General features: G+C 70.4%; 15 protein-coding genes, 3 tRNA genes and 1 pseudogene. 8 read left to right on the forward strand and 11 right to left on the reverse strand.

The annotated features are described in order from the left end of the window. Positions 1-132: 132 nt before the first annotated feature. The 3 genes from nusG to CCN51_RS01350 all read right to left on the reverse strand — a co-directional run bounded on the left by nusG (position 133) and on the right by CCN51_RS01350 (position 1,572). Positions 133-1,026 carry a transcription termination/antitermination protein NusG gene (gene nusG / locus CCN51_RS01340; RefSeq protein WP_014178740.1) on the reverse strand — a complete coding sequence of 298 codons (894 nt, stop codon included), beginning with the start codon at positions 1,024-1,026 and terminating at the stop codon, positions 133-135. 77 nt (positions 1,027-1,103) lie between these two features. Next, the gene (secE, locus tag CCN51_RS01345; protein ID WP_043487404.1) at positions 1,104-1,394 is read right to left on the reverse strand and encodes a preprotein translocase subunit SecE; all 291 of its coding nucleotides are present in this window, start codon (positions 1,392-1,394) and stop codon (positions 1,104-1,106) included. A 105-nt stretch (positions 1,395-1,499) separates the two neighbouring features. Beyond that, a tRNA-Trp gene (locus tag CCN51_RS01350) sits at positions 1,500-1,572 on the reverse strand. A 182-nt stretch (positions 1,573-1,754) separates the two neighbouring features. Here CCN51_RS01350 and CCN51_RS01355 point away from each other — a divergent pair. The 3 genes from CCN51_RS01355 to CCN51_RS01365 all read left to right on the forward strand — a co-directional run bounded on the left by CCN51_RS01355 (position 1,755) and on the right by CCN51_RS01365 (position 5,478). Beyond that, complete coding sequence (locus tag CCN51_RS01355) at positions 1,755-3,017, forward strand: pyridoxal phosphate-dependent aminotransferase (RefSeq protein ID WP_086859181.1); 1,263 nt, start codon at positions 1,755-1,757, stop codon at positions 3,015-3,017. Between the two features lie 203 nt (positions 3,018-3,220). Next, entirely contained in the window at positions 3,221-4,243 is a 1,023-nt protein-coding gene (locus tag CCN51_RS01360) for an adenosine deaminase (RefSeq protein WP_063647654.1), read from the forward strand. A gap of 134 nt (positions 4,244-4,377) precedes the next feature. After that, positions 4,378-5,478: a low temperature requirement protein A gene (locus CCN51_RS01365; protein ID WP_014178736.1), complete on the forward strand. Its 1,101-nt coding sequence runs from the start codon at positions 4,378-4,380 to the stop codon at positions 5,476-5,478. Between the two features lie 31 nt (positions 5,479-5,509). Here CCN51_RS01365 and CCN51_RS01370 read toward each other — a convergent pair whose 3' ends face one another. From CCN51_RS01370 to CCN51_RS01395, 6 genes are all read right to left on the reverse strand, one after another. Further along, positions 5,510-6,565: a UDP-N-acetylmuramate dehydrogenase gene (locus CCN51_RS01370; protein ID WP_014178735.1), complete on the reverse strand. Its 1,056-nt coding sequence runs from the start codon at positions 6,563-6,565 to the stop codon at positions 5,510-5,512. Between the two features lie 87 nt (positions 6,566-6,652). After that, positions 6,653-7,087 (reverse strand): MaoC family dehydratase, encoded by a 435-nt coding sequence (locus CCN51_RS01375; protein WP_014178734.1) that lies wholly within the window; start codon positions 7,085-7,087, stop codon positions 6,653-6,655. After that, complete coding sequence (locus CCN51_RS01380; protein ID WP_014178733.1) at positions 7,084-7,605, reverse strand: MaoC family dehydratase N-terminal domain-containing protein; 522 nt, start codon at positions 7,603-7,605, stop codon at positions 7,084-7,086. Before CCN51_RS01380 ends, CCN51_RS01375 begins: the two co-directional genes overlap by 4 nt. 153 nt (positions 7,606-7,758) lie before the next feature. After that, positions 7,759-7,923, reverse strand: coding sequence for a 50S ribosomal protein L33 (gene rpmG, locus CCN51_RS01385; RefSeq protein WP_014144273.1), 165 nt, complete (start codon positions 7,921-7,923; stop codon positions 7,759-7,761). 83 nt (positions 7,924-8,006) lie between these two features. Further along, positions 8,007-8,079, reverse strand: a tRNA-Met gene (locus CCN51_RS01390). Positions 8,080-8,135: 56 nt separating this feature from the next. Continuing rightward, a tRNA-Thr gene (locus CCN51_RS01395) sits at positions 8,136-8,208 on the reverse strand. A 223-nt stretch (positions 8,209-8,431) separates the two neighbouring features. Here CCN51_RS01395 and CCN51_RS01400 point away from each other — a divergent pair. After that, positions 8,432-9,721, forward strand: coding sequence for an amidohydrolase family protein (locus CCN51_RS01400; RefSeq protein ID WP_014178732.1), 1,290 nt, complete (start codon positions 8,432-8,434; stop codon positions 9,719-9,721). 18 nt (positions 9,722-9,739) lie between these two features. Here the strand turns inward: CCN51_RS01400 and CCN51_RS01405 are convergent, their stop codons facing one another. After that, positions 9,740-10,918, reverse strand: coding sequence for a hypothetical protein (locus CCN51_RS01405; RefSeq protein WP_014178731.1), 1,179 nt, complete (start codon positions 10,916-10,918; stop codon positions 9,740-9,742). Positions 10,919-11,021: 103 nt separating this feature from the next. Here CCN51_RS01405 and CCN51_RS01410 point away from each other — a divergent pair, with 103 nt between their 5' ends. Beyond that, positions 11,022-11,681: an NAD(P)H-binding protein gene (locus CCN51_RS01410; RefSeq protein ID WP_014178730.1), complete on the forward strand. Its 660-nt coding sequence runs from the start codon at positions 11,022-11,024 to the stop codon at positions 11,679-11,681. Between the two features lie 28 nt (positions 11,682-11,709). Here the strand turns inward: CCN51_RS01410 and CCN51_RS01415 are convergent, their stop codons facing one another. Beyond that, positions 11,710-12,156: a DUF3574 domain-containing protein gene (locus CCN51_RS01415; RefSeq protein ID WP_170061275.1), complete on the reverse strand. Its 447-nt coding sequence runs from the start codon at positions 12,154-12,156 to the stop codon at positions 11,710-11,712. Here CCN51_RS01415 and CCN51_RS01420 point away from each other — a divergent pair. The 3 genes and pseudogenes from CCN51_RS01420 to CCN51_RS01430 all read left to right on the forward strand — a co-directional run. Beyond that, a pseudogene (locus CCN51_RS01420) lies at positions 12,077-13,267 on the forward strand (leucyl aminopeptidase); the annotation flags it as partial. The gene CCN51_RS01415 and the pseudogene CCN51_RS01420 sit on opposite strands and share 80 nt — an antisense overlap. A gap of 325 nt (positions 13,268-13,592) precedes the next feature. Continuing rightward, positions 13,593-14,981 carry a dihydrolipoyl dehydrogenase gene (gene lpdA, locus CCN51_RS01425; RefSeq protein WP_014180360.1) on the forward strand — a complete coding sequence of 463 codons (1,389 nt, stop codon included), beginning with the start codon at positions 13,593-13,595 and terminating at the stop codon, positions 14,979-14,981. Between the two features lie 47 nt (positions 14,982-15,028). Next, a partial coding sequence (locus tag CCN51_RS01430; protein ID WP_342749341.1) for a biotin/lipoyl-containing protein occupies positions 15,029-15,292 on the forward strand: 264 nt, incomplete at its 3' end.

Consider the following 15,292-nt stretch of genomic DNA (forward strand, 5'->3'; position numbering starts at 1 on the left):
TTCGCCTCCGAACCGGATCATCCGGATGGAGGCATACCGCACAACAGTAACGGGTATAGCCGTGCGGCCTAAAACCGAGCAGGTCAGACAGGCCGCGAAAGCCCGTCTGACCTGATCGGAAGGTTCGTATGGTCAGTTCTTCTGGATCTGGTCGAAGCTCAGCTCGACCGGTGTCTCCCGGCCGAAGATCTCCACCAGGCCCTTGACCTTCTTCGAGTCGGCGTTGATCTCGTTGATCGTCGCCTGCAGCGTCGCGAAGGGGCCGTCGGTGACCGTGACCGAGTCGCCCACCTCGAAGTCCAGCACCTGGACCTCGACCTTGCGGCTCGGCGCCGGCAGGCCCGCCTCCTCGGCGGCGGCCTTGGCGGCCTTCTCCTCGGCCTCCGGGGCGAGCATCTTGACGATCTCGTCCAGGGTCAGCGGGTACGGGTCGTACGCGTTGCCCACGAAGCCGGTGACGCCCGGGGTGTTGCGGACCACGCCCCAGGACTCGTTCGTCAGGTCCATGCGCACCAGCACATAGCCGGGCAGCTTGTTCTGGCGCACGGTGCGGCGGTCGCCGTTCTTGATCTGGACGACCTCTTCCTGCGGCACCTCGGCCTGGAAGATGTAGTCCTCGACGTTCAGCGATACGGCGCGCTGCTCGAGGTTGGTCTTCACGCGGTTCTCGTAGCCCGCGTAGGTGTGGATGACGTACCACTCGCCGGGGAGGGTACGCAGCTCCTCACGCAGAGCCTCGACCGGGTCGACCGCAATCTCTTCTTCGGCGGTCTCTTCCTCGGCCTCTTCTGCGTCAGCCTCTTCTTCGGCCTCTTCTTCGGCCTCTTCTGCGTCGACCTCGGCAGCGTCCTCGGCCGCCAGGACAGCGTCCTCGTCCTCGACGCGGACCGCATCCTTCTCGGCCGGCTCTCCCGCCTCAGCCTCCGCAGCCTCGGCCTGGTCCTCATCGGCAGCCTCGATGATGTCGAGCTCGTCCTCATCGGACTCGACGGCCGCGGCGGCCTCGTTCAGGTTCGGGTCAGACACGGTGGCTGCTTCTTCCTGGCTTCAAGAGGGGTGGAACGTACGAAGGGGCAACTCGGGACAGCGCCACCCTTCGAGGGTCAGCCAAAGACGTACTTGATGGCTTGGTTGAACCCGTAGTCAATCACGGTAACGATGCCGATCATGATGAGCACAAAGACGATCACCACAGTGGTGTACGTCGACAGCTGGCCACGCGTGGGCCACACGACCTTGCGCAGCTCAGCGACGATCTGGCGGTAGAAGAGCGCGAGCCTGCCGAAAGGCCCCTTCTTGGCGCGCTTGCCACCACGGCGGCTCTTCTTGGCCGCCACCTCTTCTTCGGGACGACCGCTTTCAGGCGTCGCGGTGGAGCCAAGGGCTTCCGTCACTACGTCCTCACCTGAATCCGGGTCGTGGCCGTGCCGCGTCCGGCTCGGCCGCACAGCGGTGCATTCTCAGTACGCGCCCACGCACCCTGGTAAATGTGCGTGTAGCAGGGCCGGAGGGACTTGAACCCCCAACCGCTGGTTTTGGAGACCAGTGCTCTACCAATTGAGCTACGACCCTTTGCGGCTCCACCCAACCTACCGCATCCACCCGGCTCCATGGAGTGCGCGAGGCGAAACGGCTGTTGAGCGGCCAACGACGGATGAGTGTACGTGGTCGAGGGCCGGGCGTCGAACGAGAAGCGCCCATGGCGCCCGTAAACCCGCGTGCCGCGCTATTCGGCGGTCTGGGACCATGCACATATGACCGCTGCGACTCCCTCTGCGTCTTCCCCCTCCGTCCCGCCCAAGCAGTCCCCGACAGAGCGCCGTGTCTCCGCCCGTATCGGAGCCATTTCCGAGTCAGCCACGCTCGCCGTCGACGCCAAGGCCAAGGCCCTCAAGGCCGCCGGGCGCCCGGTGATCGGCTTCGGCGCGGGCGAGCCCGACTTCCCCACGCCCGACTACATCGTCGAAGCGGCGGTGGAGGCCTGCCGCACCCCGAAGTACCACCGCTACACCCCGGCCGGCGGGCTGCCCGAGCTCAAGGCCGCGATCGCCGCGAAGACGCTGCGCGACAGCGGCTACGAGGTCGAGGCGGCACAGGTCCTGGTGACCAACGGCGGCAAGCAGGCGATCTACGAGGCGTTCGCGGCGATCCTGGACCCGGGCGACGAGGTCATCGTCCCCGCCCCGTACTGGACCACCTACCCCGAGTCGATCCGGCTCGCGGGCGGCGTCCCGGTCGAGGTCGTCGCCGACGAGACCACCGGCTACCGGGTCTCCGTGGAGCAGCTGGAGGCGGCCCGCACCGAGCGCACCAAGGTGCTGCTCTTCGTCTCCCCGTCCAACCCCACCGGCGCCGTCTACCCGCGTGAGCAGGTCGAGGCGATCGGGCGCTGGGCGGCCGAGCACGGGCTGTGGGTGCTCACCGACGAGATCTACGAGCACCTGGTGTACGGGGACGCGGAATTCCACTCGCTGCCCGTCGTGGTGCCCGAGCTGCGGGACAAGTGCATCGTGGTCAACGGCGTGGCGAAGACGTACGCCATGACCGGCTGGCGGGTGGGCTGGGTCATCGGCCCCAAGGACGTCGTCAAGGCCGCGACCAACCTGCAGTCGCACGCCACGTCCAACGTGAGCAATGTCGCACAGGCCGCCGCCCTGGCCGCCGTCGCGGGCGACCTGGACGCCGTGGCCGCGATGCGCGAGGCCTTCGACCGCCGCCGCCGCACCATCGTGCGGATGCTGAACGAGATCGACGGCGTGGAGTGCCCCGAGCCCGAGGGCGCCTTCTACGCCTACCCCTCGGTGAAGGGGCTGGTCGGCAAGGAGATCCGCGGCAAGCGCCCGCAGAGCTCCGTGGAGCTGGCCGAGCTGATCCTGGAGGAGGCCGAGGTCGCGGTCGTCCCGGGCGAGGCCTTCGGCACCCCGGGCTATCTGCGGCTCTCGTACGCGCTGGGCGACGAGGACCTGGTCGAGGGGATCTCCCGGCTGCAGAAGCTGCTGGGCGAGGCGCGCGACTGATTTCGCGCACTCCCCTCTCTTTTTTCGCGCACTCTCTTTCGCGCACTCCCCTCAGAGGCGCGCTCAGACGCACGTGACGCGGGCGCTCGGCGGTGGCCGGGCGCCCGCGTCCGTTTACGCCCGCCCTTTAGACCCGCATTCATGTGCGGGCAAGCCCCCGTTCGGCGAAAGCGGTACCGGCGGGCTCCGGGCTGCGGCAGTATCTGCAGATGGCACGTGACGTACTTCTGCTCCCCAAAGCGCATCTCCATCTGCATTTCACCGGCTCCATGCGTCCCGCCACGCTGCTCGAGCTCGCCGACAAGTACGGCGTCCACCTCCCGGAAGCGCTCAGCGGCGGCGAGCCCCCCAAACTGCGGGCCACCGACGAGCGCGGCTGGTTCCGGTTCCAGCGGCTGTACGACATCGCGCGGTCCTGTCTGCGCGAGCCCGAGGACATCCAGCGGCTGGTGCGCGAGGCCGCCGAGGAGGACGTACGGGACGGCGCCAGGTGGCTGGAGATCCAGGTCGACCCCACCTCGTACGCCCCGCGGCTGGGCGGTCTGATCCCGGCACTGGAGATCATCCTGGACGCCGTGGAGACCGCCTCCCGGGACACCGGGCTCGGGATGCGGGTGCTGGTCGCCGCCAACCGTATGAAGCACCCCCTGGAAGCGCGCACGCTGGCCCGGCTGGCGGTCCGCTTCGCCGACCGCGGCGTCATCGGCTTCGGGCTGTCCAACGACGAGCGGCGCGGCCTGGCCCGGGACTTCGACCGGGCCTTCGCCATCGCCCGCGACGGCGGCCTGCTGGCGGCCCCGCACGGCGGCGAGCTGTCGGGCCCCAGCAGCGTCCGCGACTGCCTGGACGACCTCGGCGCCCAGCGGGTCGGCCACGGCGTACGGGCCGCCGAGGACCCCCGGCTGCTGCGCCGGCTCGCCGAGCGCGGCGTGACCTGCGAGGTGTGCCCGTCCTCGAACGTGGCCCTGGGCGTCTACGAGAAGCCGGAGGACGTGCCGCTGCGCACCCTGTACGAGGCCGGGGTGCCGATGGCGCTGGGCGCCGACGACCCGCTGCTGTTCGGATCGCGGCTGGCGGCCCAGTACGAGCTGGCGCGCGAGCACCACGACTTCACGGACACCGAGCTGGCCGAGCTGGCCCGCCAGTCCATCCGCGGCTCGGCGGCCCCCAAGGACGTGGCCGCGCGGCTGCTCGCGGACATCGACGCCTGGCTGGTGGCCGGGTGAGCGAGGCGACAGCGGAGGAGCGGTCTCTCAAAGGGGAGCGACCTGCCTTAGCGGACCGGTCTGCCTTGGAAGAGCAAGCTGCCTTGGAAGAGCGGGCGCCAGAGGAGCTGTCTCCGTCACAGGAGCTGCCTTCTGTGGGCGAGCAGCCCGAGAAGCGGGTGACCTGGGCGGAGCTCTTCTTCGATCTGATCTTCGTCTTCGCGATCACCCAGGTCAGCGCGCTGCTACGGGCCGACCACTCCTTGGAGGGGATCGGGCGCGCGCTGGTGGTCTTCATCCCGGTCTACTGGGTATGGGTCGCCACCTCGCTGCACTCCAACCGGCAGGACATCGAGAATCCGCTGGACCGGCTGGGCGTCTTCTCGGTGGGCCTGTGTGCGCTCTTCATGGGCCTGGCCCTGCCCCAGGCGTACGGCGACCGCGGAATCCTGTTCGGCGGCGCGTACTGGGTCTCCCGGCTCGTCATTCAGGCGCTGGTGCTGCGCTGGCAGTACGGATGGCTCAACGGCTTCGGGGTCGCGGCGGCCGTCACCGGCCCGATGCTGCTGCTCGGCGGCTTCCTGGACGGCACGGCGCGCATCGCGCTGTGGGCCGGCGCCGCGCTCGTCGACACGGCGGTGCCGCTGGTGCTCCGGCGGCGGCTGGCGGCCGCGGAGGTCCGCTTCGAGCCCTCGCATCTGCCGGAGCGGTTCGGGCTGCTGGTGATCGTCGCACTGGGCGAGTCGATCGTGGCGATCGGCGCGCCGGCCACCGAGTCCCACGGGCTCGGCGTGGCCGAGTTGACCGCGGTGAGCGGGGCCTTTGTGCTGGCGGCGGGGTTGTGGTGGGTCTACTTCGCGTTCGCGGCGAGCGCGATGCGGTTCGCGGTGGCCACCTCGGCCCGCCAGGTGGACACGGTCCGCGAGGTCCTTTCGTACGCCCATATCGGGCTGATCGGCGGGGTGATCGCGGTCGCGGTCGGGATGCATGACGCGGTGGCGCATCCGGGGCACCATCTCCCGGCGGGCGTGGCGGGGCTGCTGTTCGGCGGTACGGCGCTGTATCTGGCCATGTTCGGCTACACCCGGTGGCGGATGTTCCGGTTGGTCTCCACGACCAGGCTCGGGACGGCCGCGGTGGTGCTGGCCGTGCTGCCGCTCGGCCTGCACCTCCCGGCGCTGGCGTCCCTGTGGCTGCTGGCGGGCCTGCTGACGGGGCTCAACGCGCTGGAGTGGGCCCGGGCGCGCCGCTCGTAGGGGCTTCGTAGGGGCCTCGTAGGGGCTGGTCTCAGAGGCTGACGCCGACCGTCACCGGCTCGTTGACGAGCGTGACCCCGAACGCGGCCTCGACCCCGGCGACGACCTCGCGGGCGAGCGCGAGCAGGTCCTCGGTCGTGGCCTCGCCCCGGTTGGTCAGGGCGAGGGTGTGCTTGGTGGAGATGCGGGCCGGGCCGGTGCCGTAGCCCTTGGTGAAGCCCGCCTTGTCGATCAGCCATGCGGCGGAGGTCTTGATCCGCCCCTCCCCCGCCGGATAGGCGGGCGGGGTCACGTCGGGGCCCAGGCGCTCGGCGACGCGGGCCAGGAAGGCGGCGTGGGCCTCTTCGGTCAGCATCGGGTTGGTGAAGAAAGAGCCCGCGGACCAGGTGTCGTGGTCCTGCGGGTCGAGGACCATCCCCTTCCTCGCGCGGAGCTTCAGGACCTCGTCGCGGGCGGTGGCCACGGGCACCCGCTCCCCCACCTCCACGCCGAGGGCGCGGGCGGTCTCCGCGTACTTGATCGGCGCGGACAGACCGCCCGCGTCCTCCAGCGCGAAGCGCACCCGCAGCACCACATGGCGCCCCGGGTCGGCCTTGAAGCGGCTGTGCCGGTAGGCGAATCCGCAGTCGGCGTTCGGGATGGTCACGACGGTCTCGGTGCGCCGGTCGTACGCGACGACCTCGGTGATCGTGGCCGAGACCTCCTGGCCGTACGCGCCCACGTTCTGGATCGGGGTCGCCCCCGCGGAGCCGGGGATTCCGGCCAGGCACTCGATCCCGGCGAGTCCGGCCCCGACCGTACGGGCCACCGCGTCCGACCAGTTCTCGCCCGCGGCCAGCTCCAGTCGGCCGCCGTCGAGGGTGAAGCCGCTGGTCGCGATGCGCAGGGCGGTGCCGTCGAAGCCCTTGTCGGCGATGACCAGATTGCTGCCGCCGCCTATGACCAGGAGCGGGGTCCCGGCCGCGTCGGCCTCCCGGACCGCCGCGATCACCTCGTCGTCGGTGGTGGCCGTGAGCAGCCGGCCGGCCGGGCCGCCGAGGCGGAAGGTGGTGAAGGGGGCCAGGGGCGCGTCGTGGAGTTCCTGCACGCGCTCAAGAGTACGGGGGCGCCCCGGCGGGGCCTGGCCTGGCCCGGCCCGTGGGGCGCCTCTCGTGCTCCCTGCCGCCGGGCGGTCTCAGGCGAGGCGGACGACGGCGCGGGCCCGGCCCAGCACCTTCTGCCCCGCGCTGGTCGCCACGATGTCGACGCGGACCGTACGGGCCTCGTCGTCCAGCTTGGCGGCGACCTTCGCGGTCACCTCGACGGCCGAGCCCTTCTCGTCGTTCGGCACGACGACCGGCTTGGTGAAGCGCACCCCGTACTCCACGACGGCCGCCGGGTCCCCGGCCCAGTCGGTCACCACGCGGCCCGCCTCGGCCATGGTGAACATGCCGTGCGCGATGACGTCGGGGAGGCCGACCTCCTTGGCGAACTTCTCGTTCCAGTGGATCGGGTTGAAGTCCCCCGACGCGCCCGCGTACTGGACGAGGTCCGCGCGGGTCACGGGGAATTCCTGCGCGGGCAGCTCGGTGCCGACCTCGACGTCGTCGTACGAGACCTTGGCTGTCATCTGCCGTCCTTTGCTGCCTGGGCGTCCTGGGCCGCCGCCGGGGCGTCCTGGGCCGCCGGGGTGTCCTGGGCCTCGACGGCGCGGGACACGAGGGTCGTGTAGGAGGTCACCACGTGCTCCCCGGCCTCATCGTGCACCTCACCGCGGACGGACAAAATGTCATTACCGGCCAGCGACTTGATCGAGTCGATCGTCGAGGTGACCGTGACACGGTCACCCGCGTGCAGCGGACGCGAGTAGACGAACCTCTGGTCGCCGTGCACCACCCGGCTGTAGTCCAGGCCCAGCTGCGGGTCCTCGATCACCTGCTGCCCGGCGGCCTTGAACGTGAGCGCGAAAACGAAGGTCGGCGGGGCGATCACATCGGGGTGGTCGAATGCCTTGGCCGCCTCCGGATCGAAGTACACCGGATTGGCGTCGTTGATCGCCTCGGCGAATTCGCGGATCTTCTCCCGGCCGACCTCATAGGGCGCGGTGGGCGGGTAGGACCGCCCGACGAACGACTGGTCGAGCGCCATCGACTCGGCACCTCCTGCGGTTGATGTTGTGCTCAGGATCCTGTTGTGGAACGAAAGCCTGGGGCACAGAACGTCATGGAACGAAACAAGGTCGCCCCCGCGTGTGGGGGGCGACCTTGAATGCGGTCTATACGATCTATCTGACCGTCGCGTTTATCGCGTCTCGCGGTGCGCGGTGTGCGAGTTGCAACGCGGGCAGTGCTTCTTCAGTTCAAGACGATCCGGGTCATTACGCCGGTTCTTCTTGGTGATGTAGTTCCGCTCCTTGCACTCCACGCAGGCCAGCGTGATCTTCGGGCGGACGTCGGTGGCAGCCACGTGAGTGCTCCTTGACGAACGGATGGATGAACGCAGAAATAGTAGCCGATCGAAGGACCGACCCCACAATCGGCTACGGTGAGTAGCGGTGACCGGACTTGAACCGGTGACACAGCGATTATGAGCCGCTTGCTCTACCGACTGAGCTACACCGCTGCGATGCGATCGATCCCCCACCCGACCTGAGCCGAGCGGGAAACCTCACACATCAGAGCCCCAATACGGAATCGAACCGTAGACCTTCTCCTTACCATGGAGACGCTCTGCCGACTGAGCTATTGGGGCGAGCGATGAAGACATTACACGCTCGGGCGCCGAAGGTGAAATCCGTATCGGGGGGCGTCGTCACGGTCCGCCACCGTCCGCTCAGGCACCACACCGGTACGACTATTCGGCTCCTCCCGGAAGCCGCCCGCGGCGCGCCCTAGGCTCGGGCTCGGATCACGCTGAGCGATCTTGAGCCCAGGACATCCACAGGACATCCATCCACCGGACATCCAGGAGCGCGATGCCCGACAGCCATCCGCAGCGGCAGCCGCACACCCACGACGGCACGGCGCCCGAGGACGCCCCCGCGCTGGTGCTCGGCGGCGTCCGGCTCGCCGACGGCCGCACCGTGGACGTACGGGTCTGCGGCGGGCGCATCGAGGCGGTCGGCACGGCGGGCAGCCTGATCCCCGGCACCCGCCTCGACCTCGACGGCTATCTGCTGCTCCCGGCCCCCGCCGAACCGCACGCCCACTGCGACACCGCCCTGACCGCCGACACCGTCGGGCCCGTCTCGCACACGCCCGAGGACGTCCAGCGGCGCACCACCGAGGCCGCCCTGATTCACCTCGGCCACGGGGCGACCGCGCTGCGCACACATGTGCCCATCGGCGGGGTGCACGGGCTGCGGTCGCTCGAGGCCGTCCTGCGCGCCCGGGAGACCCTGCGCGGGCTCACCGACCTGTCCTCCGTGGCGGTGCCCCGGGTGCTGACCGGCGCGGCCGGGGCGGACGGCCTGGCGATGCTGCGGGACGCCGTGAAGATGGGCGCCGGGGTCATCGGCGGCTGCCCCGACCTCGACCCCGACCCCACCGGCCATGTGGAGGCCGTCCTCGATATCGCCGCCCGCCACGGCTGCGCCGTAGACCTGCACACGGACGGTGACGACCCGGCCCGCCTCGCCCGGCTCGCGGCCATGGCCGGCGGGCTGCGGCCGGGCGTCACGATCGGCCCCTGCGGGGGGCTGGCGCGGCTGCCGCGCGATGTGGTGGCGCGGGTGGCGGACCGGCTCGCGGCGGCGGGCGTCACGGTCGTATGCCTGCCGCAGGGCGACTGTGCCGGACTGGAGGACCGGCGCGCGCGAGGGGCTTACGCCCCGGGCTGCGCGCCGGTGCGGCTGCTGCGCTCGGCCGGGGTCCGGGTGGCCGCGGGCAGCGGGGCGCTCCGGGACGCCGCCAACCCGGTCGGGCGCGGCGACCCACTGGAGGCCGCCTTCCTCCTGGCCTCGCGGGGCGAGGCCGAGCCCGAGGAGGCGTACGAGGCGGTCTGCGGGCGCGCCCGGACCGCGCTGGGGCTGCCCGAGGTGCGCGTGGAGGCCGGGTTCCCGGCGGAGCTGCTCGCGGTGCGCGGGGACGGACTGCCGGGCGTGCTCTCACTCGCGTACAGCCGGGTGGTGGTCCACCAGGGGCGCGTGGTGGCGCGGACGAGCGCGGTGCGCGAGTACTGCGCCTCGGCGGCCGCGGCGGCGCTGGACCTGCCGCGGCAGGCGCGGACGGATCACAGCGGCCGCCCGCAGCCGCCCGCGGACTGAGCCGGGGTGTCGGGCGGGTCAGCGGTTCCGGGCGTCCGCCTTGTCCAGGTCGTCGAGGTCGATCGTCAGGCCGTCGATACCGTTGATGTCCTCGGGGCCCTGCACATCGTCGTCCACGATGAAGTCGTCCCCGGAGACGGCGTCGTCAGCGCCGTCGACGCCGCCCAGCATCATCGCGCCGGCCGCCTCCATCAGCTCCTTGATGTCGAGCTCGGTGGCGCCGGACGGGGCGGTGATCTTCCCGCCCTCGCCGAAGGTCAGCTTGAGCGGCAGCTTGTCGCCCTTCTTCAGCCCCTCGGCGAGCGGAGCGAGATCCGCGCTGGCCTCGGCGAGCGCGCCGTTCTTGATGGCGAAGTCGACCGCGATCTTCTCGTTCGGCACATCCTTGAAGTCCTTGGCGGTCGGCAGGTCCTCGCCACCCGGGAGCTCGTCGGTGAACGGCCGCAGCTCGTTGAAGACACCGGTCAGCAGGGTCCGTACAGGCCCCGTCGCCACCACATGGTCCGCCCCGTCACGGCGGCCCTTGTCCTTCAGAGTGACCTCGCGCGCGAAGAGCTTCTTGAGCGACTTGGCGATCTTCCGGCTGGTCTCGGGGGAGACCTCGGACCCGTCGGCCCCCTTCTTCCCGGCCCCGGCGCCCATCTCCTCGCGGGCCTTGTCCATCTCGGCGGTGTCGAGCTTGACCCACCCGCCGTCGAAAAGCTTCCGCACCACCTTGCCGCCCGGCATGTCCGCGGGCAGCTCGTCGGCGGACGGTATGGGCTCGCCGCTCAGCTCGCCGAACGCCCGCATGTCCACCCGCATGTACGCCGTCTCGCCCATGATCCGGTACTCGACGAGATCGCCGTCCGGTCCGCTCAGCTTCACCCGCGTCGCGATGAGGTCCTTGTCCTTGGCCTCCGCCAACGGCTTCTTCGCCTGGACGGCCACGCTGACCTTCATCCCGGCCAGCGCCTCCGCCTCCTCGCGCGTCATCGGCTCCGCCGCGCTGTCGCTCTTGGAGAGGGCGATCAGCTGCTCGGGCGTCGCGTCGAGGTCCAGCTCCATCGAGAGGGAGCGGCGCTCGCCGAGCTTGTCGGCCGCGTTCTCCAGCTTCTTCCCCGCCGAGATGTTCTCGATGGTGCCGCATGCGGCGACGCCGGTGACCAGGGCGGTCGTACAACCGACGGCGACGAGGGACTTAGGGATGGCGGTCATCGTGGTACGGGGCTCCTCCAGTCGGCTGAACAGACAACAGCGCCTGATCTCCCCATCAGACTCGCGAGTGCCGAGGAGGGTTGCACAGCGTACGGTCGGGATCATGCGCATTGTCATCGCAGGAGGACACGGTCAGATCGCGCTGCGGCTGGAGCGGCTGCTCGCCCGGCGCGGCGACGAGGTCGCGGGCATCATCCGCCGCCCCGAGCAGGCGGGCGACCTGCTGGCGGCCGGGGCCGAACCAGTCGTACGCGACCTGGAACAGGCCTCGCTGGACGACGTCGCCCAACACCTGGAGGCCGCCGACGCCGCGGTCTTCGCGGCCGGCGCCGGCCCCGGCAGCGGCACCACCCGCAAGGAGACGGTCGACCACGCCGCCGCCGTGCTCTTCGCCGACGCGGCCGAGCGGGCCGGCGTACGGCGGTTCCTCATCGTCTCCTCCATGGGCACCGACCGCGAGATCCCCGAGGACACCGACCCGGTCTTCGCCGCCTATCTGCGCGCCAAAACCGAGGCGGACGCGGCCGTACGGGCCCGCCAGGCCCTCGACTGGACCGTCCTGCGCCCGGGCCGCCTGACGGACGACCCGGGCACCGGCCGGGTCACCCTGGCCGAGCACGTCGAGTACGGCTCGGTGACCCGCGACGACGTGGCCGCCGTCCTGCTCGCCCTCCTCGACGAGCCCCGTACGGCGGGCCGCACCCTGGAGCTGGTGAAGGGCCCGACGCCGATCGCGGAAGCGGTGCGGGCCACCGTCTCCTGAGCGATGTCCTGAGTGATGTCCCCAGGTCCTAGAAATCCACCCGGGTGGCGTCATCCGCCCGGGCCACGGACTCCTGTGCGTACCGCCGCTCGTAGGCGTCCCGGATCCGCTCGATCTGCGGGTCGTGCTCGCGCGCCTCGGACACCGGGTACAGCAGGATCAGCTCGTACGACCGCTCCCGCTCGATCGTCCCGTTCTGGTCCCGCCACTGCCCCCGCCCGTCCTGGATCGTCAGCCCCGACGGAAAGCTCGGCGTGACCTCCTCGTCGACGAAGGCCATGAACTGCTTGTCCGTCACGGGCGGCCCGCCGTCGGGCCGCTGCGTCCCGAAGAACAACCTGGTCTCGACATACGGCTTGCCCCGGCTGACGGCGGACGCGGGGGCCGAGGAGGTGGCGGACGCGGCGGACGCGGCCGCCGTCGCCGAGGGCGCGCTGCTCGGCGCGTACTCGTACAAGGCGAACCAGAAGGCCAACCAGGACGGCGGCAAGAACGCCAACCCCAAGAGCGGCGACAAGAAGAACGGCGCCCCGCTCGCCGAGGTCGCCGTGATCGGCGGCAAGCCGCGCGACAAGGAGTTCAAGGCGGCGGCCGAGCGCGCCATCGCCCTGACCGCCGAGATCAATCGCGCCCGCGACCTGATCAACACCCCCTCGAATCTGCTCAACCCCGCGATCTTCGCCGCCGCCGTGCTGGACGCGGCGAAGGAGCACGGGCTCAAGACCGAGGTGCTGGACGAGAAGGCGCTGAAGAAGGGCGGGTACGGCGGCCTCATGGGCGTCGGCCAGGGGTCGGAGGCCCCGCCGCGGCTGGTCCGGGTCGCCTACTCGCACCCGAAGGCGGAGAAGACCCTGGCCCTGGTCGGCAAGGGCATCACCTACGACTCGGGCGGCATCTCCCTCAAGCCGGCCGGCCACAACGAGACCATGAAGTGCGACATGAGCGGCGCGGCCGCCGTGTTCGCCACGGTGGTGGCCGTCGCGAAGCTGGGCCTGCGGGTCAATGTGACCGGCTGGCTGGCGCTGGCCGAGAACATGCCGTCGGGCTCGGCCACCCGCCCCGGCGATGTGCTGACGATGTACAGCGGCAAGACCGTCGAGGTGCTGAACACCGACGCCGAGGGCCGGCTGGTGCTGGCCGACGCGCTGACCCGCGCCTGTGAGGAGAAGCCGGACGCCGTCGTGGACGTGGCGACGCTGACCGGTGCGATGGTGTTCGCGCTGGGTCACCGTACGTTCGGGATCATGGCGAACGACGAGGCGTTCCGTACCTCGCTGCACGAGATCGCGGAGGAGGTCGGCGAGCAGGCCTGGCCGATGCCGCTCCCCTCGGATCTGCGCAAGAGCATCGACTCGCCGGTGGCCGATCTGGCGAACATGGGTGAGCGGATGGGCGGCGGCCTGGTGGCCGGGATCTTCCTGAAGGAGTTCATCGAGGACGGCATCGTCTGGGCCCACCTGGACATCGCGGGTCCGGCCTTCAACGAGTCCGGTCCGTTCGGCTACACCCCCAAGGGCGGCACGGGCTCCGCGGTCCGCACCCTGGTGCGGCTGGCTGAGCGCACCGCGGCCGGCGACCTGGGCTGAGCCGCCACCGGCCGGGTCCTGACGACGTCGTCAGCGGGGCCCGGCCGCTCCGCACGGGCCCGGCCGCTCCGCGCGGGCCCGCGGATTTCGCCGTAAACGAAATCCGACCCCTCTACGCACGCAGTACGCGCGAGTAACCCCTGAACAGGGGTTTGGAGATATCTCACACAGCAGCCCCGCGTCCCGCCTCCCGTCAACAAGTGCGAAGATGTTGTCTCGGCAGGACAGGGCCCCCGACACCAGGGCCGAAAGCAACACGCGGCCGAACAACAGCCGCCCGGCCAACGATGGCCGGCCCCGGCGCACCATGCATGGAGGACGTGACGTGGCGAACGACGCCAGCACCGTTTTCGACCTAGTGATCCTCGGAGGCGGTAGCGGCGGTTACGCCGCTGCCCTGCGCGCGGCGCAGCTGGGTCTGGACGTCGCCCTGATCGAGAAGGACAAGGTAGGCGGCACCTGCCTGCACCGCGGCTGCATCCCCACGAAGGCTCTGCTGCACGCCGGTGAGATCGCCGACCAGGCCCGTGAGGGTGCCGAGTTCGGTGTGAAGACCACCTTCGAGGGCATCGACATCGAGGGCGTGCACAAGTACAAGGACGGCGTGGTCTCGGGCCTGTACAAGGGTCTGCAGGGCCTGATCGCCTCCCGGCAGGTGACCTATGTGACCGGTGAGGGCCGGCTGTCCTCGCCGACCTCGGTCGATGTCGACGGCCAGCGCTACACCGGCCGCCACATCCTGCTCGCCACGGGCTCGGTGCCCAAGTCCCTGCCGGGCCTGGCGATCGACGGCGAGCGCGTCATCACCTCCGACCACGCGCTGGTCCTGGACCGGGTTCCGAAGTCCGCGATCGTGCTGGGCGGCGGCGTCATCGGCGTCGAGTTCGCCTCCGCGTGGAAGTCCTTCGGGACCGACGTCACCATCGTCGAGGCGCTTCCCCACCTCGTCCCGGTCGAGGACGAGAACAGCTCCAAGCTGCTGGAGCGCGCCTTCCGCAAGCGCGGTATCAAGTTCTCTCTCGGCGCGCGCTTCTCGGGCGTCGAGCACACCGCCGACGGTGTGAAGGTCTCGCTGGAGAACGGCAAGACCTTCGAGGCCGAGCTGCTGCTCGTCGCCGTCGGCCGCGGCCCGGTCTCGCAGGGCCTGGGCTACGAGGAGGCCGGGGTCGCGATGGACCGCGGCTATGTCCTCGTCGATGAGTACATGCAGACCAACGTGCCTACCATCTCGGCCGTCGGCGACCTGGTGCCCACGCTTCAGCTCGCGCACGTCGGGTTCGCCGAGGGCATCCTGGTGGCGGAGCGGCTGGCCGGTCTCAAGACCGTGCCGATCGACTACGACGGTGTGCCGCGGGTCACCTACTGCCACCCCGAGGTCGCCTCGGTCGGTATCTCGGAGGCCAAGGCCAAGGAGCTGTACGGCGCGGACAAGGTCGTGGCCCTCAAGTACAGCCTCGCGGGCAACGGCAAGAGCAAGATCCTGAAGACCTCGGGCGAGATCAAGCTGGTCCAGGTGCGGGACGGCGCCGTCGTCGGCGTCCACATGGTCGGTGACCGCCTGGGCGAGCAGGTCGGCGAGGCTCAGCTGATCTACAACTGGGAGGCGCTGCCGGCCGAGGTCGCGCAGCTCATCCACGCCCACCCGACGCAGAACGAGGCGCTCGGCGAGGCCCACCTGGCTCTGGCCGGCAAGCCGCTGCACGCCCACGACTAGTCCCGAGCGCGAACAATCCGTACAGATCGTTAGGAGCAACCGAAACCATGGCGGTTTCCGTAACCCTGCCGGCGCTCGGCGAGAGCGTGACCGAGGGCACCGTCACCCGTTGGCTTAAGGCCGAGGGTGAGCGGGTCGAGGCCGACGAGCCTCTGCTCGAGGTCTCCACCGACAAGGTCGACACCGAGATCCCGGCCCCCGCGGCCGGTGTGCTCACCTCCATCAAGGTGGCCGAGGACGAGACGGTGGAGGTCGGCGCCGAGCTGGCCGTCATCGACGACGGCGGCGCGGCCCCGGCCGCCGCCCCCGCC

The sequence above is a fragment of the Streptomyces milbemycinicus genome, assembly GCF_002154605.1.
GTDB lineage: Bacteria > Actinomycetota > Actinomycetes > Streptomycetales > Streptomycetaceae > Streptomyces > Streptomyces milbemycinicus.